Origin of the sequence: Halomonas jincaotanensis, assembly GCF_018448785.1 — a bacterium.
Lineage (GTDB): Bacteria > Pseudomonadota > Gammaproteobacteria > Pseudomonadales > Halomonadaceae > Halomonas > Halomonas jincaotanensis.
In genome coordinates this window covers 15,363-35,707 of record NZ_JAHCLU010000016.1, presented here as the reverse complement: position 1 = coordinate 35,707, position 20,345 = coordinate 15,363, and the positions used below count along the sequence as shown (strand labels likewise).

17 protein-coding genes are annotated in these 20,345 nt (G+C 60.8%); 4 read left to right on the top strand and 13 right to left on the bottom strand.

What is annotated here, in order from left to right:
• Positions 1-40 precede the first annotated feature (40 nt).
• Together aceE and ampD are read right to left on the bottom strand one after the other, a co-directional pair.
• Positions 41-2,713, bottom strand: coding sequence for a pyruvate dehydrogenase (acetyl-transferring), homodimeric type (gene aceE / locus KG088_RS14430; protein ID WP_213826496.1), 2,673 nt, complete (start codon positions 2,711-2,713; stop codon positions 41-43).
• 358 nt (positions 2,714-3,071) lie between these two features.
• Complete coding sequence (gene ampD / locus KG088_RS14425; RefSeq protein ID WP_213826494.1) at positions 3,072-3,635, bottom strand: 1,6-anhydro-N-acetylmuramyl-L-alanine amidase AmpD; 564 nt, start codon at positions 3,633-3,635, stop codon at positions 3,072-3,074.
• Positions 3,636-3,733: 98 nt separating this feature from the next.
• Between ampD and nadC the strand changes: the two genes are divergently transcribed.
• Positions 3,734-4,579: a carboxylating nicotinate-nucleotide diphosphorylase gene (gene nadC, locus KG088_RS14420; RefSeq protein ID WP_213826487.1), complete on the top strand. Its 846-nt coding sequence runs from the start codon at positions 3,734-3,736 to the stop codon at positions 4,577-4,579.
• Between the two features lie 24 nt (positions 4,580-4,603).
• Here the strand turns inward: nadC and KG088_RS14415 are convergent, their stop codons facing one another.
• Entirely contained in the window at positions 4,604-5,143 is a 540-nt protein-coding gene (locus KG088_RS14415) for a GNAT family N-acetyltransferase (protein ID WP_250148283.1), read from the bottom strand.
• 172 nt (positions 5,144-5,315) lie between these two features.
• Here KG088_RS14415 and tsaA point away from each other — a divergent pair, with 172 nt between their 5' ends.
• A complete protein-coding gene (gene tsaA / locus KG088_RS14410; RefSeq protein WP_406565612.1) occupies positions 5,316-6,035 on the top strand; it encodes a tRNA (N6-threonylcarbamoyladenosine(37)-N6)-methyltransferase TrmO in 720 nt (239 codons plus the stop codon).
• Between the two features lie 131 nt (positions 6,036-6,166).
• Here the strand turns inward: tsaA and purC are convergent, their stop codons facing one another.
• The 6 genes from purC to KG088_RS14380 form a co-directional block, all read right to left on the bottom strand.
• A complete protein-coding gene (gene purC, locus KG088_RS14405) occupies positions 6,167-6,880 on the bottom strand; it encodes a phosphoribosylaminoimidazolesuccinocarboxamide synthase (RefSeq protein ID WP_213826483.1) in 714 nt (237 codons plus the stop codon).
• A gap of 41 nt (positions 6,881-6,921) precedes the next feature.
• The gene (locus tag KG088_RS14400) at positions 6,922-7,713 is read right to left on the bottom strand and encodes an MBL fold metallo-hydrolase (protein WP_213826481.1); all 792 of its coding nucleotides are present in this window, start codon (positions 7,711-7,713) and stop codon (positions 6,922-6,924) included.
• A complete protein-coding gene (locus KG088_RS14395) occupies positions 7,713-8,681 on the bottom strand; it encodes a lipoprotein, NlpB (RefSeq protein WP_250148282.1) in 969 nt (322 codons plus the stop codon). The genes KG088_RS14400 and KG088_RS14395 overlap by 1 nt, the downstream gene beginning before the upstream one ends.
• A gap of 44 nt (positions 8,682-8,725) precedes the next feature.
• Positions 8,726-9,610, bottom strand: coding sequence for a 4-hydroxy-tetrahydrodipicolinate synthase (gene dapA / locus KG088_RS14390; protein ID WP_213826479.1), 885 nt, complete (start codon positions 9,608-9,610; stop codon positions 8,726-8,728).
• A 321-nt stretch (positions 9,611-9,931) separates the two neighbouring features.
• Positions 9,932-11,035, bottom strand: a complete 1,104-nt coding sequence (locus tag KG088_RS14385; protein WP_213826477.1) for an AI-2E family transporter — start codon at positions 11,033-11,035, stop codon at positions 9,932-9,934.
• On the bottom strand, positions 11,032-11,280 hold the full coding sequence (locus KG088_RS14380) for a sulfurtransferase TusA family protein (RefSeq protein ID WP_213826475.1): 249 nt from the start codon (positions 11,278-11,280) through the stop codon (positions 11,032-11,034). Before KG088_RS14380 ends, KG088_RS14385 begins: the two co-directional genes overlap by 4 nt.
• Before the next feature lie 162 nt (positions 11,281-11,442).
• Between KG088_RS14380 and KG088_RS14375 the strand changes: the two genes are divergently transcribed.
• The gene (locus KG088_RS14375; RefSeq protein ID WP_406565611.1) at positions 11,443-12,969 is read left to right on the top strand and encodes a M48 family metalloprotease; all 1,527 of its coding nucleotides are present in this window, start codon (positions 11,443-11,445) and stop codon (positions 12,967-12,969) included.
• A gap of 13 nt (positions 12,970-12,982) precedes the next feature.
• On the opposite strand, the gene nadA is transcribed toward KG088_RS14375, so the two are convergent.
• The 4 genes from nadA to KG088_RS14355 form a co-directional block, all read right to left on the bottom strand.
• Entirely contained in the window at positions 12,983-14,011 is a 1,029-nt protein-coding gene (gene nadA, locus KG088_RS14370; RefSeq protein WP_213826471.1) for a quinolinate synthase NadA, read from the bottom strand.
• Positions 14,012-14,171: 160 nt separating this feature from the next.
• On the bottom strand, positions 14,172-14,891 hold the full coding sequence (locus tag KG088_RS14365; RefSeq protein WP_213826469.1) for a Crp/Fnr family transcriptional regulator: 720 nt from the start codon (positions 14,889-14,891) through the stop codon (positions 14,172-14,174).
• Between the two features lie 188 nt (positions 14,892-15,079).
• Positions 15,080-15,799, bottom strand: coding sequence for a Crp/Fnr family transcriptional regulator (locus KG088_RS14360; protein ID WP_213826467.1), 720 nt, complete (start codon positions 15,797-15,799; stop codon positions 15,080-15,082).
• A 669-nt stretch (positions 15,800-16,468) separates the two neighbouring features.
• Complete coding sequence (locus KG088_RS14355) at positions 16,469-17,194, bottom strand: Crp/Fnr family transcriptional regulator (protein WP_213826465.1); 726 nt, start codon at positions 17,192-17,194, stop codon at positions 16,469-16,471.
• Positions 17,195-17,536: 342 nt separating this feature from the next.
• Between KG088_RS14355 and KG088_RS14350 the strand changes: the two genes are divergently transcribed.
• The gene (locus KG088_RS14350) at positions 17,537-20,206 is read left to right on the top strand and encodes a two-component system response regulator (RefSeq protein WP_406565610.1); all 2,670 of its coding nucleotides are present in this window, start codon (positions 17,537-17,539) and stop codon (positions 20,204-20,206) included.
• Positions 20,207-20,345: the final 139 nt, after the last annotated feature.

Sequence of the window (20,345 nt, the reverse complement as noted above, 5' to 3'; positions counted from 1 at the left end):
CGGAAAGCCCGCCGTTCCTCCGGATTAGCCGGTCGACGCCTCATACCGACAAGGGGTTGGGCTTGTTCGAATCAATGCCGTACTTGGCGATGGCGTCGGTGACGACCTTGCGATCGACCTCCCCCCGATCGGCAAGCGCCCTGAGCGCGGCCACGGTGACGAAGTAGCGATCGACTTCAAAGAAGCGACGCAGTTTCTCGCGGGTATCCGAGCGCCCGAAGCCATCCGTCCCCAGTACATAGTAGTCGGTCGGCACCCAGGCGCGGACCTGATCGGCGAACAGCTTCATGTAATCGGTGGAGACGATGGCCGGCCCTTCGCGACCCTCGAGGCACGCCGTGACGTGTGGCTTGCCCGGCTCGGCATCGGGCTTGAGGAAGGCCTGGCGATCGATCTCGAGAGCCTCGCGACGCAGCTCGTTGAAGCTGGTCACGCTCCAGATATCGGCGCCGATGTCCCACTCGTCGGCCAGCATGTCGGCCGCCGCCTCGACCTCGCGAAGGATCGTGCCAGAGCCGAGCAGCTGGACACGGCCCTTCTTGCCCTGGGTCTCGCGCAGCAGGTACATGCCCTTGATGATGTCATCGGCAGGGACCGTTTCGAGCTCGGGATGTTCGTAGTTCTCGTTCATCACCGTTAGGTAATAGAAGCAGTTCTCCTTGTCGGTGAACATCCGCTTCAGGCCATCCTGCACGATCACCGCCACCTCGTGGCCATAGGTAGGGTCGTAGCTGCGGCAGTTGGGAATAGTGGAGGCCAGGATGTGCGAGTGCCCGTCCTGGTGCTGGAGGCCTTCGCCGTTGAGCGTGGTCCGCCCGGCGGTGCCGCCGATCAAGAAGCCACGCGCCTGCATGTCGCCGGCTGACCAGGCCAGATCGCCGATGCGCTGGAAGCCGAACATCGAGTAGTAGACGTAGAACGGCAGCAGCGTGATGTTGTTGTTAGAGTACGAGGTCGCCGCGGCGATCCAGGCCGACATCGCCCCGGCCTCGGTGATGCCTTCCTCGAGGATCTGGCCCTTCTGATCCTCGCGATAGAACATGATCTGGCCCTTATCGACCGGCTCGTATTTCTGGCCTTCCGAGGTGTAGATCCCGAGCTGGCGGAACATACCCTCCATGCCGAAGGTGCGGGCCTCATCGGGGACGATCGGCACGACTCTCGGACCGAGCTGCTTGTGCTTGACCAGGCCCGTCAGCACGCGCACGAAGGCCATGGTGGTCGACACTTCGCGGCCCTTGGAGCCACCGGTCTGGGAGGCAAAGATCTTGTCATCCAGCGACGGGATGTCCAGCGCCTCGAAGTCGCTGCGCCGGCTCGGTACGAAGCCACCCAGTCGCTCGCGCTGAAGATGCATGTACTTGAGCTCGGGTGAGTCTTCCTCGGGCTTGTAGTACGGCACTTCCTTGAGCTGTTCGTCGTTCAACGGAATACCAAAACGGTCGCGGAACGTCTTGAGCGCCTCGTATTCCATGGTCTTGACCTGGTGGGCCTCGTTGGCGGCCTCACCGTCGCCGCTACCCATGCCATAGCCCTTGACGGTGTGCGCCAGGATCACGGTGGGCCGGCCGTTGGCATTGTTCACGGCCTGATGGTAGGCCGCATACACCTTGAAGGGATCGTGGCCGCCACGGTTGAGCTTCCAGATATCCTCGTCCGAGAGGTCCTTGACCATCTCCTCGGTTTCGGGGTACTTGCCGAAGAAATGCTCACGGGTATAGGCCCCGCCATTGGCCTTGTAGTTCTGGTACTCGCCGTCGACCGCCTCGTCCATGCGTTTCTGCAGGATGCCCTTCTTGTCCTTCTCGAACAGCGGGTCCCACAGGCGGCCCCAGACCACCTTGAGCACGTTCCAGCCGGCACCGCGGAAGACGCCCTCAAGCTCGTCCATGATGCGGCCATTGCCGCGCACCGGACCATCCAGACGTTGCAGGTTGCAGTTGACGACGAAAATCAGGTTATCGAGCTTCTCGCGACTGGCCAGGTGGATGGCACCCAGTGATTCCGGCTCATCGCACTCGCCGTCGCCCAAGAAACACCAGATCTTGCGATCGTACATCGCCTTGAGCTCGCGGGAATCCAGGTACTTCATCACGTGGGCCTGGTAGATGGCCTGGATCGGCCCGAGACCCATGGAGACGGTGGGGAACTGCCAGAACTCCGGCATCAGCCAGGGGTGGGGATAGGATGACAGGCCATCGCCATCGACCTCCTGACGGAACTTGTCCATCTGATCTTCGGTGAGACGGCCAAGCAAGTAGGAGCGTGCGTAGACGCCAGGCGCCACATGCCCTTGTATGTAGACCAGATCGCCTTCGAAGTCGCCATTGGGGGCGCGGAAGAAGTGGTTGAAGCCCACATCATAAAGAGTCGCCGCCGACATGAAGCTGGCGATGTGCCCGCCAAGCCCCGGGTTGGCGCGATTGTTGCGAATCACCTGGGCGATGGCGTTGTAACGGACCAGCGACCGAATCCGCCGTTCCATAAAGATATCGCCGGGTAGAGGGGCCTCGCGGTGCACTGGGATGGAATTGCGATGCGGCGTGGTCACCGAGAAAGGCACCTGCATGCCGTCACGACGTACGCGATCCACCAGGCGGGTCATCAGATACCGGGCACGGTCCTCTCCCTCACGATCCAGCACCGATTCCAGGGAATCCAACCATTCCGTGGTTTCGATCGGATCGATATCTTCTCTTGATTCCAGACTCATAGACGTGTCTCCGAATAACGATGGGTGTCGGTCACCCCGTCACTGCCAGGGCGCCAGACGCTCTCTCGGGGATGAGGATTATTGTTATCGCCTTACGTCGCGTCATGTAGTGATTTACAGGTCGTCCAGCATGGCGGCTATTAATGTTTCCGAAGATACCTCAAACCGGCGCCCCTGCCAATTCGATTGGATTTGGAAATATTTTCTGTAAATAAAATATTGCAATGCAACACAAGGCCTTACGTAGGCATCGCTATGACCCAGCCGACCAGGACAAGGGGTTGTAGGCCAACTAGCATATGAATCGAACGTGTAACCGAGCAGGGCACTACCGGACTTATCACGCCTGACGACTTGCCTAATGGGACGGCCTGCGCAGCCGCTGGCGAAAGTAGGCCCAGTCGAAAGTCGGACCGGGGTCGATCTTGCGCAGCGGGGCGACGCGCGCATGACTGGTGATGCGCCGCTCGTTGATTGCCGGGTAGTGCTCCATCAGCCGCAGGGTCACCTCGGCCAGCGCGCGATACTGGGCATCGGTGAACGGCGTATTCTCGTCACCTTCGAGCTCGATACCGATAGAAAAGTCATTGAGGGCCGAGCGCGGCCAACCATCGTCGCACCAGCGCGAACGGCCGGCGTGCCAGGCACGAGCCTCGAAGGGCACGAACTGCACGCTTTCTCCGTCGCGCCGGATCAACAGGTGGGCCGATACCTTCAGCGTGGCGATGGCGTTGAAATAAGGATGGGCGTCGGGATCAAGCCGGTTGGTGAACAGCTTTTCGATATCCGGCCCACCAAACTGGCCCGGTGGCAGGCAGATCGCATGCAGCACCAGTAGCGAGACTTCGCGGTCGGGACGGTCGTCCCGATTGGGTGACGGCACGCAGCGTGCCGCTTTCCACCACCCCTGATTGATCGACATTCGAGTTCCCCTGACGCCTCGCCGCTGAGCCCCTATAATGGCTATCCTGTTGGCGATCGCCCAGCGCTTTGTCCATTTTTGAGAGTGACCCGCCCACCATGCATTATCAGGACGCCCTTGCTGAAGAAATCCGCGACAGCGCCGCCCGGTTGCTGGCTGAAGATGTTGGCCCCGGTGACATCACCGCCCAGCTGATTGACGCTTCCACCATGGCAACGGCTCGCGTCATCACGCGGGAAGCCGCCGTCCTCTGCGGCGTGGCCTGGGTCGATGAACTGTTCCGGCGTCTCGATGCCAGCGTCAGCCTGCGCTGGCATTCAGCCGACGGCGACAGGCTCGATGCCGGCCAGGCCTTCCTCGAACTGGAAGGGCCGGCGCGCAGCCTGCTGACCGGTGAGCGGGCCGCCCTCAACCTGCTCCAGACGCTCTCCGGCACCGCGACCCGCACCCGCCATTACGTGGATCTGCTCGACGGTACCGGCGTTCGCCTCCTCGACACCCGCAAGACGCTGCCCGGGTTGCGCCTCGCACAAAAATACGCCGTGACCTGCGGCGGCGGCCATAATCACCGCATTGGCCTCTATGACGCCTTTCTGATCAAGGAAAATCATATTGCCGCCTGCGGGAGCATCGAGGCTGCCGTGAAGGAAGCGCGCGATATCGCCCGCGAACTGTCGGTGGAGGTGGAAGTGGAAACCTTCGACGAGCTCGATCAGGCGCTCAGCGCCGGGGCCGATGTGGTGATGCTGGACAATTTCAGCCTCGACGACATGCGCGAGGCGGTAAGGCGTAACGCCAGCCGAGCAACGCTGGAAGCCTCGGGCAACGTCGATGAAACCACGCTGCGCACCATCGCCGAGACCGGCGTCGACTGCATCTCCAGCGGTGCCCTGACCAAGGACGTCAAGGCCATCGACCTCTCCATGCGCCTGATCCAGTACTGAAGCGGCGCTTCCGCGAGCGGGGCATCAGGTTTCCACGAGGCGCAGCGCCTTCTCCAGGCGCTTGCGCTTCAGGCGTTGCCCGCCGCGCTCGACCCACTCCTCGCCGAGTTCACGCCAGCCCCGGCGCACCAGGCTATCGGCCAGTACCAGGCTGGCGTTGATGCGGGCCCGAGACACGCCATGCTCCAGCAGCATCCGCTCGGCATGGACCAGTAGCGTCGCGCCGATGCCGCGCCTGGCGAGCGACGGCCAGACGTACAGGGTTTCGATGTCTCCGCTATCCAGCGACAATTCGAGAAAGCCGATACAGCGGCCGTCGCAAGACGCCACCAGGGTAGTGAATAGCACGTGGCGAGCGGCCCAGGCACTCGCATTGCGTGGCAGCGCTGACGCCCAGGCCTCCCGCTCGGCCACGCTATAATGCGCCATGGCCCCCTGCATGACTGCATGATGGAAGACTTCCGCCTGTTCGACGGCATCGCGTGCCAGGACCGACCGGTAAACGATGCGCGGCGGCCTCGGCATCCTGCCCGCCGCCCCCTGCTCGGAGGGATGGTGTTTCATATGGTATGCCCTGCGATGGGGACGGAAAAAGACGTGAGGCCTCTTGCGGCGCCTCTGGTTGCAGCCTACACAAGCCATTGCCACCGGCCAATCCCTCGCCCCAGCGTTGAGGAGTCGGCATACTGCCTCCATGAACTCTACACCTCCTGTGACCGCCACCGCTGACTTTTCGATGACGCCGATCGGCCGCATCGAAAGCGACTACCCCGACAAGTTCGGCGTCCCCCGCCAGCCAGGGCTCGCCCCGGCCGCGCGGGCCCGCCTGATTCTCACCGCGCCTTTCGACGATCCGCTGGCGGTTCGTGGCCTGGAGGCCTTCAGCCACCTGTGGTTGACCTTTGTCTTTCACCTCAGCCCCGAAACGCGCGATTCCGAGCGCTGGTCGCCCCTGGTGCGCCCGCCACGCCTCGGCGGCAACGCCAAGCTGGGTGTCTTCGCCACGCGCAGCACGCATCGACCCAACCGCCTGGGGCTGTCGCTCGTCGAGCTCACGGGCATCGACACCGGCGGTGGCGTCACGTTGCATCTCGTCGGCGGCGATCTGGTCAGCGGCACCCCGGTGCTCGACATCAAGCCCTACCTGCCCTGGGCGGAAGCGCTGCCAGAGGCGCGCGCCGGCTTCGCGCCCGAGGCCCCGGCGATCCTGCCCGTGAGCTTCTCGCCGGAAGCCGAGGCCACACTAGCAAGTCGCACCGATGGCGGCACCTTGCGCGAGCTGATTTGCCAGGTGCTGGCTCAGGACCCGCGTCCGGGCTACCACCAGCACCGCCGCCATGGCAACGAGGACAGGCGCTACGGGGTAAGGCTTCGCGATCTGGACGTGCGCTTTCGTGCCGAGCAAGCCCCCGGCGAGCCGACGATCCTGCGAGTCATCGCGATCGTGCCCGCTTGACGCTTTTCACGCCCGCTCACCATCACAATGATCCCTCGCTTCCACGTCCGCCACTCGCTTCCACAAACAACAGAGGCCCCGCAGGGCCCCTGTAGTCTTTCTTTGGCTCGTCCTTCATTGGTGATCGCCGCTCAATCGAAGCGCACCCCGATGCGCCGCCCCACTTCCTCATAGGCCTCGATTACACCGCCGAGGCCCTGGCGGAAACGATCCTTGTCGAGTTTCTCGCGGGTCTTGGCATCCCAGAGACGGCAGCCGTCCGGGGAGAACTCGTCGCCGAGGACGATCTGGCCCTTGAATAGCCCGAATTCCAGCTTGTAGTCGACCAGCAGCAGGTCGCCTTCTTCGAACAACGCCTTGAGCACCTCGTTGACCTGGAAGGTCAGCGACTTCATCTCGGCTAGCTGCCCGGGCGTCGCCCAACCGAAGGTCTCGGCCAGCGATTCGTTGATCATCGGGTCGTGCTTGGCATCATCCTTGAGAAACAGCTCGAAGGTCGGAGGCGAGAGCGCCTTGCCTTCCTCGACCCCCAGGCGCTTGACCAGGCCACCGGCGGCGATGTTGCGCACCACGCACTCCACCGGGATCATCTCGAGCTTCTTGACCAGGCTCTCGGTGCCGGAGAGTCGCTTCTCGAAATGCGTGGGAATGCCGGCCGCCTGCAGCTTCTCCATGATGTAGGCGTTGAAGGTGTTGTTGACCATGCCCTTGCGGGCCAGCGACTCCATGCGCTCGCCGTCGAAGGCGCTGGTGTCGTCGCGGAACGTCAGGACCAGCAGGTCGGGGTCGTCGGTGGCATGGACCGACTTGGCCTTGCCGGCATAAAGTTCGTGGCGTTTTTCCATGGCAGCCTCCGCAGGCGCAGATAAGGGAAAGCGGACAGGCATCAGGCGATGGCCTGCCACGCCAGGCTGTCGTCCTGGGCGGCCACCATCAACCGTGACGCATCGCCATCGAGCAGCGGGGTCAGGGTTTCGACCACCAGTTCGGGGCGATTGTTGTGTTCAGACAAGTGCGAGCAGACGATGCGTTGCAGGCCATCCAGCCCCAGGCCGCGCAGCAGCGCGCTCGCCTGGATATTGGCCAGGTGCCCCCAGTTACCGCCGACGCGACGCTTGAGCCGCGGCGGATAGGGGCCCTCGGCGAGCATGCGGACATCGTGATTGCACTCCAGCACCAGGGCGTCACAACCGGCGAAGGCCTCCACCACGTGATCGCTGGGGTAGCCCAGGTCGGTCAACACGCCCAGGCTCCTGCCCCGGGCATGGATGCGAAACTGCACCGGCTCACGCGCATCGTGGGGCACCGTCACCGGATCGATCACCAGCCCCTTGATGGCGAAACGCGCCTGGGGCGTGATCCAGTGACGCACCGGCAGGTCATTGAGCCGGCCAGAACGCCAGGTACCGGGCGTCAGATAGACCGGCAGGTTGTAACGCCGCGCCAGCGCACCGACGCCGCGGATGTGATCGCCGTGCTCATGGCTGACCAGCAGTGCATCGAGCTGGCGTGGATGCAAGCCGAAGCCGGCCAGCCGGCGCTCCGTCTGGCGCAAGCCGAAACCACAATCGACCAACACATGGGTGTCGCCATCGCTGACCAGGGTGGCGTTGCCCTTGCTGCCGCTGCCGAGCGATCCGAACCGCAGCCGGGCGTCGTCACCCACCCGACTCGCCATCAGCGCAGCAGACCCGCCACCCGCTCCAGCAACTCGCGCTGGTCGCCGGGGCTGAAGTCCCGCTCGCTGGCGTTCACGGCGCGCAGGACGGTCTGCTCGGGGCCGGTCGATTCCAGCACCAGGCGGATCTGCTGAGACATCTGCCGAACGTCAGGACTGAAGACGATCTGAAGCGGGTTGCGGTTACGCTCGGTAAGCGTCATATAGCTGATCAGGAAATCATGCGCCTGGGGATCGCTTTCCAGCAGTTCACGACGCTCCTCAACGGTGAACTCCTGCTCGAGCTGGTGGCTGAGTTCGGCCCAGGTGCGGTCGATATCCAGCGGAATCGCTACCACCCACTCGTCGCCCTGCTGCTCGAGGCTCACGCGCTCCTCACCGGCCAGGCGCTGAGCGGCCAGCGACGAGGCACTGGCGGTTGCACTGCGCGCACTGAAGTACTGCTCCAATGCGTCGAGACACTCGACCACCGTCGTGCCGCCCTGGTCACAACGGATCTCGCTGTCGCCAGCGCGCAGGCCCTGACGCAAGCTGAGACGTGCCTGGCGGGTCTCGATCACGCCATTGGCGGAATCGGCAGAGGTTACGCCGAGGCCGCGCGTGTTGGCGAAACTCTCGAGCTGCGGCCAGACGGTGCCGGGGTCGGCGGCAACGATCAGCCAGCTATCGCGCCCCACACTACGCCGCTCGACGAATTCACGCTCGACAGAGCGGCCGCCTCCCAGTGCCTGGGGACTCGGCGCCTCGAAACCCTCCTCGCCGGCACGAAACTCGCGATTCGCCTCGGGTATCGGCATGGCGTCGCGGTAACGATCGGGATTGCGCGTCTCGGGAAGCGTCAGGGGCGTGCCTTCGCGAGCCTCGACGTAATCGATGTTGCGATCGTCATAGTAACCTTCGCGGGCACAGCCAGCCGTGACCAGGGCGAGGGCCGCCACCAGCGGCATCCATTTCAGCGCAGAGTTCATGCGTCCACCTTGCATCTTGTTGAGGTTCCGGCGCCAAGCGCCGGTCAGTCATCGATCACGCCGGCCAGCTGCAGGGCTTCATTGATGGTGGAGTGATACTTCTCGGAGAGCCAGGTCATCGGCAGGCGGATACCGGGCTCGATCAGGCCCATGCGATGCAACGACCATTTCACGGGGATCGGGTTGGCCTCGATCCCGAGGTTGGTATGCAGCGGCATCAAGCGGGTGTTGATCTGGTGGGCGTGGTCGCTGTCGCCGGCCACGGCAGCGGCACAGAGCTCGTGCATCGCCTGCGGGGCGACGTTGGCGGTAACCGAGATATCGCCGTGGCCACCCATCAGCATGAAGTCACAGGCGGTGCCGTCGTCGCCGGAGTAAAGCATGAAGCCGCTGCCCTCGAGGCGTGCGATCAGGTCCTCGGCGCGCTCAAGGTTGCCGGTGGCATCCTTGAGGCCAATGATGTTGTCGATCTCGGCGAGGCGCAGCACCGTCTCATTATAGAGATCCGAGCAGGTCCGCCCCGGCACATTGTAAAGAATGACCGGCAGCTTGCTGCCTTCGGCCACGGCCTTGAAGTGCAGATAAAGGCCGTCCTGGGTGGGCTTGTTGTAGTAGGGACACACCGACAGGCAATAATCGGCCCCCACTTCGCCGGCGTAACGGGCTAGCTCTACCGCCTCGGAGGTGGCGTTGGCGCCGGTGCCGGCGATGACCGGAATGCGACCGGCGACCTCTTCCACCACCGTCCGAATCACGTCGAAGTGCTCGGCAAAGGACATGGTCGTGGGCTCTCCGGTGGTGCCGGCCGCCACGATGGCATCGGTGCCGCTTTCGAGGTGAAAGTTCACCAGGCGGCGCAGCGCCTCCCAATCGATGTCGCCATTGACCTTCATCGGCGTCGCCAGAGCGACAATGCTGCCAGTGATCATCCTCACATTCCTCTCGATACAACTGCTGCTCGCTTCCTCGGCGACATCTGCCGATTCATCGCTCGCCGGAAGACATCGCAAGCGATGGCACGTAATAATCAGGGGGTAGATGGTACTCAGCCGATCAGAGCCTGTACAGCACGGGTGGGCGCGACTTTGACAGCAGCCTAGTGCCTAGGTGTCATCGACCCTCGTTTTCGCGAGAAGAAGGACGTCTTCCCATACGTCCCGGCATTTCGACGTGTCGAAAGCCCAATTCTCGAAACGCTGAAGTTGCATTCGCCGAAACGCTAAAGGCTTATTCCTCAATGCGCTGATGGCTCATTCCTCGATCAACGCCGTCGCGGTCATCCCGTTCTTCCGGCGGCGCTTGATGCCGCGCGGCCAGGCATAGACGAGCGCCTTGAGCAGGGTCGCCAGTGGAATGGCGAAGAAGATCCCCCAGAACCCCCAGATACCACCGAAGAACAGCACCGCCAGGATGATCGATACCGGATGAAGATTGACGGCTTCGGAAAACAACACCGGGACCAGGACATTGCCATCCAGTGCCTGGATGACACCATAGGCGATGAGCACATAGACGAACTCATCGGTAAGGCCGAAATGAAACCCCGCCACCGCCGCGACCGGCAGGGTCGCCACCGCGGCCCCGATGTAGGGCACCAGCACCGAGAACCCCACCAGCACCGCCAGCAGTGCCGAATAGGGCAGACCGAAATAGGCGAAGGTCACGAAGGCCACGCTGCCCACGATGGTGATCTCGATGAACTTGCCGCGCACGTAGTTGGCGATCTGGACGTCCATTTCCTGCCAGATGCGGTTCATCAGGTCGCGATTCTGAGGCAGCAGCGACAGGGTGAAACCCACCAGCTTGTCGCGATCCTTGAGCATGAAGAACACCAAAATCGGCACCAGCACCAGATAGATGATCAGCCCCATCACATTACCCAGCGACGCCAACGACATGGTGAGCGCCCGCTGGCCGAACTGCGTCATTTCGCGCCCGGCCACATCGATCCAGTTCTGGATCTGGTCGGGGGTGATCAAGTTGGGGTAGTGTTCCTGCAAGTCATCCAGCAGTTGTTGGCCGCTGGCGAACATGCGCGGCGTTTCCTGGACGAGCCCCACCAGCTGATTCCAGATCAAGGGCATCAGAATGAACGCCATCGACATCAATATGCCGATAAACCCCAGAAACACCAGGATCACCGCCAGGAAGTGGGGCACACTACGCCGCTCCAGCCAGCTCACGGCGCCCTGCAGCAGAAACGCCAGCACTAGCGCCGTGAAAAACGGCGCCAGCATCCGCCCCAGCCAAATCACGGTGGCGAAGCCGAGAATCAGCACCACCAGCAGGATCACCGCCTCTTCATCCGAAAAGTAATGGTCTACCCAGCCCCGGAAAACCGATCGCAAGGTCATGGCGACGGCTCCAAGGCCTTGCGGATCCAGTAATAATAGACGTCGCCGCGCTCCTCCCGTTCCGGCATCTGGTGGTCGCTCTGTTCGATGAAGGTTTCAAGATCGCGCCAGGAGCCGGCATCGGTCGCGATGACCTCCAGCACCTGGCCTGGCGCCAGTCGAGACAGCGCCTGCTTGGCCTTGAGCAACGGCAACGGACAGGGAAGACCTCGGGCATCGAGCACATCGTCAGGTTGCAGCGCCATGTTGTCTCCCATGAGAATGTAGTGAAGGACATGCCACATGACCGTCTTGGTCTCGGCCGGCATGAAACCCCTTGAGATTTAAAGGCACTTTCTGATTTAAAGGCACTTTGCGGGTCGAATCAATGTCGGAAGAGAACTCCGCCGCCCACCCGACAACCAAGGATGACCATGCCGCGCCGAATCACCCGCTGCCTCATCGTCTGCACGCTGAGCCTGGCGCTCGCCTCGCCCGTTTCAGGCCAGCCCCAGTGGAACAACAGGCCTCTCGATTTCAGTGTGCGAGATTCCGCCGGCCATGACATCGGTGCCGAGGATTCTAGCGGACCGGCGTTGCCGAGCCTTACCAGCAGCGTTGGTCAGGCGGCAAGCAACGAGGAAGTCCAGCTGGGGCGCGCCTGGTTGCGCCAGTTCCGCGCCCATGCGCCGCTATGGGACGACCCTGTCACCCAGGACTATCTGGAATCCCTGATCGCCAGGTTGTTGCCTCACAGTGGCCTCGGAAACGCCAAGATCCTCGTCACTCTGGTCGAGAGCCCCACGCTCAACGCCTTCGCCGTCCCCGGCGGCGTGGTCGGCGTCAATGCCGGCCTCTTTGCCTTCGCCGAGGGCGAAGCGGCGCTGGCCTCCGTACTTGCCCACGAGCTTGGTCACCTTTCCCAGCGTCATTATGCCCGCGGCGTGGCACGCGCCGAACAGACTCAGATTCCCGCTATGGCGGCCATGCTCGCCGGCATGCTGATCGCCGCGGGCGGCGGGGGCGACGCCGGCATCGGGGTCGCCATGGGGTCCCAAGCGGCCCTCTTGCAGGACCAGCTCGCCTACTCGCGGCGATTCGAGCAAGAGGCGGATCGCATCGGGCTGCAAGCCATGACCGAGGCCGGCTTCGATCCCATGGCCATGGTCGAGATGTTTCGCGCCATGCAACGCATGGCCAGTCTACAAGGCGGCAATCCACCGGAATTTCTGCTTTCCCATCCCGTCACGGAATCGCGTCTCAGTGACACGCTAGATCGTGCCAGGCGGTTGAGCGTCGAGGCGAGCCCCAGGGATGCCCTCGCGTATCACCTGATCCGCGCTCGAGCTCTTTTGGCAATCCACGATCGTGATCCGGGCCAGGCTGCCACGCGCCTCACTGAGGATGGCGCCCCGCAAGCGTCACAGCGTTACCTGGCGGCATTGATCGACGCCGACGCGGGCAAGGCCGATAGTGCCCTGCGCGAGCTCGATGCGCTCGCCCGCGAACATCCCGATCTTGCCATGCTACCCGTCTCCGCCGCCTATTTGGCGTTCGACGCCGGGCGCATCGACGAGGCCATCGAGCGCAGCCGACGTCAGTTGCGGTTCATGCCGGGCTATGTCCCCGCCACGCGGCTGCTTGGCGAAGCGCTGCTGCAGCGCGACCCTGACGAGGCCTGGCGAGTCCTCGACGAATTAGCCAACCGCCGCCCTGAAGATCCGCAGGTGTTCACGTTACTGGCGGAGGCCGCCGGGCGCAGCGGCCGCGAGGCATTGGGGCATCTGGCACGTGCCGAACAGCTCCAGCTCACCGGGCACATCGACGCTGCCATCCGCCAGTTGGGCGTGGCGAAACGAGTCGCCGAGCGAGAAGGCAACACGCGTGCCACCACTCGCATTGCGCAGCGTCGTGAGGCGTTCCTGGGCTACCGAGAAGCGCTGGAGAGGTTCTAGGAGCCCATCGGACTCAACGCTGGAAGTTGAGCATCCGCTCCAGCGGCTTGAGTGCCTTCATGCGCAGCGCGTCGTCGACGAAGATCTCGCCGCTGCCATCGCGCAGTGCCCCCGCCAGGTTATCCAGCGCGTTCATTGCCATCCACGGACAGTGAGCGCAGCTCTTGCAGGTCGCGCCGGTGCCGGCAGTGGGTGCCTCGAACAGCGTCTTCTCCGGCACCGCCTGCTGCATCTTGAAAAAGATCCCTCGGTCGGTGGCCACGATCAGCTTGTTGCTCGCCAGTTCCTTGGCCGACTTGATCAGCTGGGAGGTGGAACCCACCACATCGGCGAGCGCTACTACCGACGCCGGCGACTCGGGATGTACCAGCACTGCTGCTTCCGGGTAGAGCGCCATGAGATCCTCGAGACCCTTGGCCTTGAACTCCTCGTGGACGATGCAGGCACCATCCCACAGGACCATGTCGGCGCCGGTCTTTTGCTGGATGTAGCCGCCCAGGTGCTTGTCGGGAGCCCAGAGGATCTTCTCGCCACGCGCCTGAAGGTGCTCGATGACCTCCACCGCGATAGACGAGGTCACGACCCAATCGGCGCGCGCCTTGACGGCGGCGGACGTGTTGGCATAGACGACCACGGTACGGTCGGGATGTGCATCGCAGAAAGCCGAGAACTCGTCTGCCGGACAGCCGATATCCAGCGAACATGTCGCTTCCAGGGTGGGCATGAGCACACGTTTTTCCGGGGAGAGGATCTTGGCAGTCTCGCCCATGAAACGAACGCCGGCAACGACCAGGGTGTCGGCCTCATGGCGCGCGCCAAAGCGCGCCATCTCGAGGGAATCGGCGACACAGCCGCCGGTTTCCTCGGCCAGTTGCTGGATGGCGTCATCGGTATAGTAGTGCGCCACCAGTACGGCATTGTGCACTTTTAGAAGGCGTTTGATTTCATCGATGCGCGCCTCATCCTCAGCGGGAATCCGAGCGGGGCAGTAGGCGCGTGCCAGGTGCTCGCGCACCTCAAGGCGGGAAGTCATGATTGTCATGTGTCTATCACCGTGACTGGCAGGGGCTCCCCCTGCGTTTCACCAGGTATCGCGCATGCACGCTCCGTGCGAGGCGATACACCATAGGGCCGGCCCTTGCGTCTCTCGCGACGGCCAACCCATCATCTATTCTAGACCACAATCGTCTGCAATTGCTCCCTCAGGATGCCGTCAGCATCTTGGCGTAGAGCGCACGATCGGCGGCATAGCATCCACAAGACGCCTCGATCAGGCCCGGGCGGTCAAGCACCATAATCTCGCCACGGGAATAGCGGATCAGACCGCGCGTCTGCAAGGCGATCGCCGCCAGGGTAATTCCCGCACGCCTAACCCCCAGCATCATGGCAAGAAATTCATGGGTCAGCTGCAATCGGTCGGAATTGGCGCGGTCCTGGGTCATCAGCAGCCAGCGGGACAGGCGTGCCTCAACCTGATGGAAATGGTTACAGGCGGCCGACCGCGCAAATTGGTTCATCATCACATAGAGATAACGTTTCATGCGGTGGTGTAATACGGGGCTGTTCAGCAGCAGTTGCTGGAAGCTGGCAGCTTCCATGCGCAGCGCCGATCCCGCGCCTTGAACCAACGCTGACAGCGGCGCTTCCTCTATTTCGAGATCGAGCACCAGCGAGATCCCCATCATGCCCTCGCGTCCCGCCATCGCCACTTCCAGCCGATTGCCATCATCGAGAATGACGATCAATGAAATGAAACCTTCGAGGGGAAAATAGACGTGGGTGATCCGCTCGGCGGGCTCGACCAACACCTCGTCGAAGGTGAGCTCAACGGTTTCACAAGCCGTCATGAAGGCGTACCGCTCGCTGGCCGGTAGCTTGTCAAGCAGTTGATTGTTAACGGAAATCTTAGTGAGAGCCGTCATGTTTCGCTCCGGTTGAAGGAACCTGGCAAACGGCACAATGAAAGTCAAACTCATTTCGATGTCGGCTGCAGATTGAGACGCCATCGTTGATCTTTCGATGGCATATCAATAAATTACCATCAGACACAACGCCCGTCGGCACGCTAGCGTACATAACTCGGGAATATCACTGCATCGGCCTGGTTCATTTACATGACGGCGTCATGCTCCAACAGGCGATCGTACTCGCGCTTGACCACCTCGTAACACTCACAGACGCGCGCTTCCAGGCCCTGTCTATCGGTCACGGTGATACGGCCACGCCGATAGTCGATCAACCCGGCCTTCTGAAGCTTCCCCGCCGACTCCGTCACGCCCTCGCGACGCACGCCCAGCATGTTGGCGATCAACTCTTGAGTCATTTTCAGCTCGTCACCCGGGATGCGGTCGAGGCTGAGCAACAGCCAACGGCATAGCTGCTGGTCGACGCTGTGATGACGATTGCAGACGGCCGTCTGCGCCATCTGTGTCAACAAAGCTTGGGTATAGCGCAGCAGCATTCGTTGCATCGCGCCGGCACGATAGAATTCGTTCTTCATCAGCCGGCCCTTGAGACGGTAGGCCTCCCCGGCGCTCTGGACGATCGCTCGACTGGGCGTAGTCTCCCCGCCCATGAACAGCGACACGCCGACGACGCCTTCATGGCCTACCACGGCGATTTCTGTCGACGCCCCATCCTCCATCACACAAAGCAGTGAGACGATGCTATCAAGCGGAAAATAAACGTGGCTCATGACTCCGCCTGATTCGCTGAGCGCTTCACCCAGCGTCAAGTTCACTTTTTCCAGATCAGGCAATATCCGCGATAGCTCGTCTTCCTCAAGCGAACCAAGCAAGGAATTTTTCTGGAAGTCATGCGGTTCATGCATTGAGCTTTCCTCCTAACACTCGCTGTTGCGCTGTCTCTTACCCAGCACCAAACCCCTCCCCCCGCAGGAGCGCTGATTTCCACCGCGCCTGCGGGGGTCCTTTTAAACATCAAATACACTTTCTTGAAGTATAAGGTGCTTTACGGCAATATCTGTACGCTACCGCACAGATGCTGCGAAGGCTGGGCCAACCGTATGCCAAGCGAGTGATTCGCAACGCCGACGCTGACTACTGGAACCAAAAAACGCCGTAATTTCGTGATGCTATGTTCGTCACCGCACAGAGCGCGCGAGCCATTCCGGCCATTATCGGCCCCGAGTGTGGCAAGGGAAATGCTTAAACAGGATGTTGCACTATGCGCTGCAAGGAACGCAGCGCCGCCCTTATATCGATGTTCTCGATAGCGGACGGCATCCGTAACGAGAGCGTTGACACGGCAAAGCGCTTACACACCTCAATGCGACACACTACCGTTGGGGGGGTATCTTACTGTTGACAAAGCCTGCTGATGACATCACCAGGTTATGAGATCAGGCTCTTTAACATCATTTCATTAAGATAGTATTTTTTCCTATAGATACCATCGTTAACAATGACCGATAACGACGACTCTCAGCTTTTTTTCAAGGGATAGCTTATCGAAGTCTCAGGCTTTATTCCCAGCTTGACTATAAGGAATGACCACACACTCTCTTGATGACGCGATAGCATTCGCAGGCACGTGCCTCGAGTCCGCTCCTGTCGAGAATACTAATACGCCCACGATGGTAGGAAATCAGCCCTGCCCCTTGAAGTTTACCCGCTGCTTCCGTGACCCCCTCTCGACGCACGCCAAGCATGTTGGCCATGAACTCCTGGGTGACTACCAATTCATGGGTAGGCAAGCGGTCAAGGTTCGATAACAACCAGCGGCACAGTTGCTGATCGAGGGTGTGATGACGATTGCAAACCGCTATTTGTGACATCTGGATCATCAATACCTGCAGGTAGCCGAGCAAGCGCTTCTGAAAATCTCCCACTTGCTCAAATGCCTCCTTCAACCATTTGCGCTTGAGGCGATAGGCGCTACCCGCACGCTGCACGACGGCACGACCCGGCATCCCCGCCTCATTCAGGACAAGCGATATGCCTACCATTCCCTCGCTCCCCACCATGGCAACTTCGGTAGAAACCCCGTCATCCGTCGTGCAGAGTAGCGACACGACAGCATCCATGGGAAAATACGCATGGGACATTGATTCACCCGGTTCACCCAATGAATCGCCCAACGCCAACTCGACCTGCTCAAGATGGGGCAGCAGTCTTTCAATCTCTTGGATCGGCAACCCATCGAGCATATCGTTCTTCGACGCATGGAGTAAAAAGTCATCATCCCTGAAGGCCTTTATCGACATGGTGAATTCCTCCCTTGCAATCAGTTCACTAATTGTAAAATAATTCTAATTTAGAAAAACTACGCATGAGTCCTCCTGTCACTTGTCTCTCAATACGACACTGGATCGTGGCGCTTGATGATCCGTTAAGACATCCGCATGACTAGCCGTATTTAGCTGACCAATGCTCAATAAATCAATTTTTCAATGAACAATTATAATTAAGGAAATTCCCGCCATGCTTTTTTATGGTTTTATTCATTATTGTTATGCAAAACATCGGGAAATAAACTATGCGTTCGGTAGCGCACAGAAGCGGGCAAGGGCGACCTTAGAATCAATTAACTCTAATGTAGCGTCTTTATGCACAAAGGACGAACTCCTCTCGGATGCTTAAGGAGTAGAGGAACAAGGAGCGGACCCATGGCATTGGAAACGATCTTTCAAACCAGATCAATGCCTTTTGATATCTGGAACAATGTCGAGAGGAAAGACGCAACGCTGCAAGTATTGCTCATTGAGGACGAACCTCAACAGGCACGCCATGTCATATCAGCCCTCGCGTCCCCCCTGGGGCGCTTCCGTCTCGTATGGCGACAGGCCCTGGATGACGCCGAGGCGGCACTTCACCAACATGCGCCCGACATTATCCTGCTCGATCTGACGCTGCCCGATACATTCTGGGCGCACGCCCTTGATCGGCTGGTCACAGCGGTGCCTCACGCCATGATCATCGGCCTGAGTGATACTCAGGACCCGCCAATCCAGCATGAGATCATGCAGCGCGGCATGCACGACGTCTTCTTCAAGTGCCATCTGGATGGCTACTGGCTGCCTCGCGTCTTGAAAGCTCCCTTTAGCCACCAAGCCACCCTGGCAGCGCTGCGTCGAGGCGAGGAACGCTTTCGCCGAATGATCGATGCGTTACCCCACGGGACCATGATTACTGACAGCAAGGGCTCATGCACTTACAGCAACGCCGCTTACCGCAGAATAGTCGGGCCATCAGTGCTGCATGGCCCGGGAACTCACTGGAGTCTGCCAATCCATCCTGACGACCGGCCTCGGCTACAGCAAGCATGGGCACAGGCACGATGTCATCAGCAGCCTTTCCACGCTGAAGCGCGCATTGTGCGGCCTGATCAGACCACAGTCTGGGTGCGCATCACCAAAGACGCCATTCAAGGCAGCACGAGCCACGAAGGTGACGTTCAGACGATCGAGGTTATTACCGAGCAGAAAAACATTGACGCGCGGTTGCGTGACGCCGAAGACGCCTTGCATGCCGCGACGAATTGGGCTCAGGTGACATTGAATTCGATCGGCGATGCCGTGATGACCACTGACCTGGATTGTCGGGTCACCTATCTGAACCGGGTGGCTGAAACGCTGACCGGCTGGTCGAGTACCGAAGCGATCGGCAAGCCTCTAGCTCAGGTCTTTCCGCTCATTAATTGCCAGACGCATGAGACGGCGACCAGTCCGGCACGGCGAGCCATGCAAGATAACCGCACCGTCGGGCTCGCGATGGACCGCGTGCTGATTCGCCAGGATGGTAGCCAACTGGAGATCGAAGACTCGGCGGCGCCCATCCATGATCGTAATGGTCGCGTCATCGGCGCAGTGATCGTGTTTCATGATGCCCGCCAGTCACCCACCCAATCGGCGAAGCTGGCTTATCAGGCACAACATGATGCCCTCACTGGGCTGCCCAATCGCATCCTGCTGGCAGAACGCCTCACCCGCGCCATCGGACTGGCACACCGACACCAGCATCAGGTCGCCCTGATATACATGGATCTCGATGCCTTCAAGCCCATCAACGACTCGCTTGGCCACGCCTTGGGTGACAGTTTGCTGCAGTCGGTCGCAGGCCGGCTGAGCGAGTGCGTCCGCGACACGGACACGGTATGCCGTCAGGGGGGCGATGAGTTCGTGGTGCTGCTGAGTGAAATCGAAAAACCCCAGGATGCCGCCAAGATTGCAGAGAAAATACTTGCCGCATTAGCGGAGCCGTATCGAATAGGCAGCCATGAGTTGCGCATTACCACGAGTATCGGCATCAGCCTCTACCCCGATGACGGAACCGATGACCATACCTTGCTACATAATGCCGACACAGCCATGTATCACGCGAAGAAATGCGGTCGCAACCACTACCAGTTCTTCAAGGCCGAGATGAATGCCTTGATGATGCAACGTAGCTATGTCGAAACCCAATTGCATAGGGCGCTCAAGGAAGACGCCATCTTCCTCGATTTCCAACCCAAGATAGACATCGCTACCGGCTATCTGGGTAGCGTCGAGGCCTTGGTCCGCTGGCGCGACCCGAATCTGGGTCTCATGACGCCCTCGTCGTTCCTACCCATTGCTGAGACCTGTGGACTGATCGTTCCGATCGGCCACTGGGTCCTGCGTGAAGCCTGCCGACAATTACAGGCATGGTACGAGGAAGGCGTCAAGATCGTGCCCATGGCGGTGAATATGTCGGCCTTTGAATTGCGCGACAAGACACTGCCTGCCCGTATTACCGACATCCTGACCGAGACGGAGCTGGAAGCACGGTTTCTCGAACTGGAAGTGACCGAAACCGACCTCATGCATCTCACCGACGCCTCGGCATCGACGCTGTTTGAGTTGAGCGGCTTGGGGATACGTATTGCCATCGACGACTTCGGGGCCGGGAGTGCCAGCCTGAAGCACTTGAAACGCCTTCCTATCGACACTCTCAATATCGCCCCCTGCTTCGTTCACGACATGATCGACAACCCGGACGATGCCAGTTTCATCAAAAGCATCATCAATCTTGGCCAGAATCTGGCACTGCGCGTCGTCGCCAAGGGCGTCGAGACCCAAGCCCAGTTTGAACTCCTTATGTCACTAGGTTGCGATGGCGCCCAGGGCTTCCTGTTCAGTGAGCCACTATCGGCAACAGACATCCGGGCGTTACTCGACCCCGCTTGGCCAACTTGGCAGCATCATCAAGTGGCGAATGGCCAGGCCCCTGGTTCGCCGCGCACGCCCGCCGAGTAGAAACCAACATTTCCACCCATCGTCCCGATCCACCACTAGGCGGCCCACCATTGGACGGCCAAACAAAAACGCCCTCGCTTCCTGAGAAGCGAGGGCGCTTGCATGACTGGTGGGTCGTGTACCCATCGGATTGGCAGTA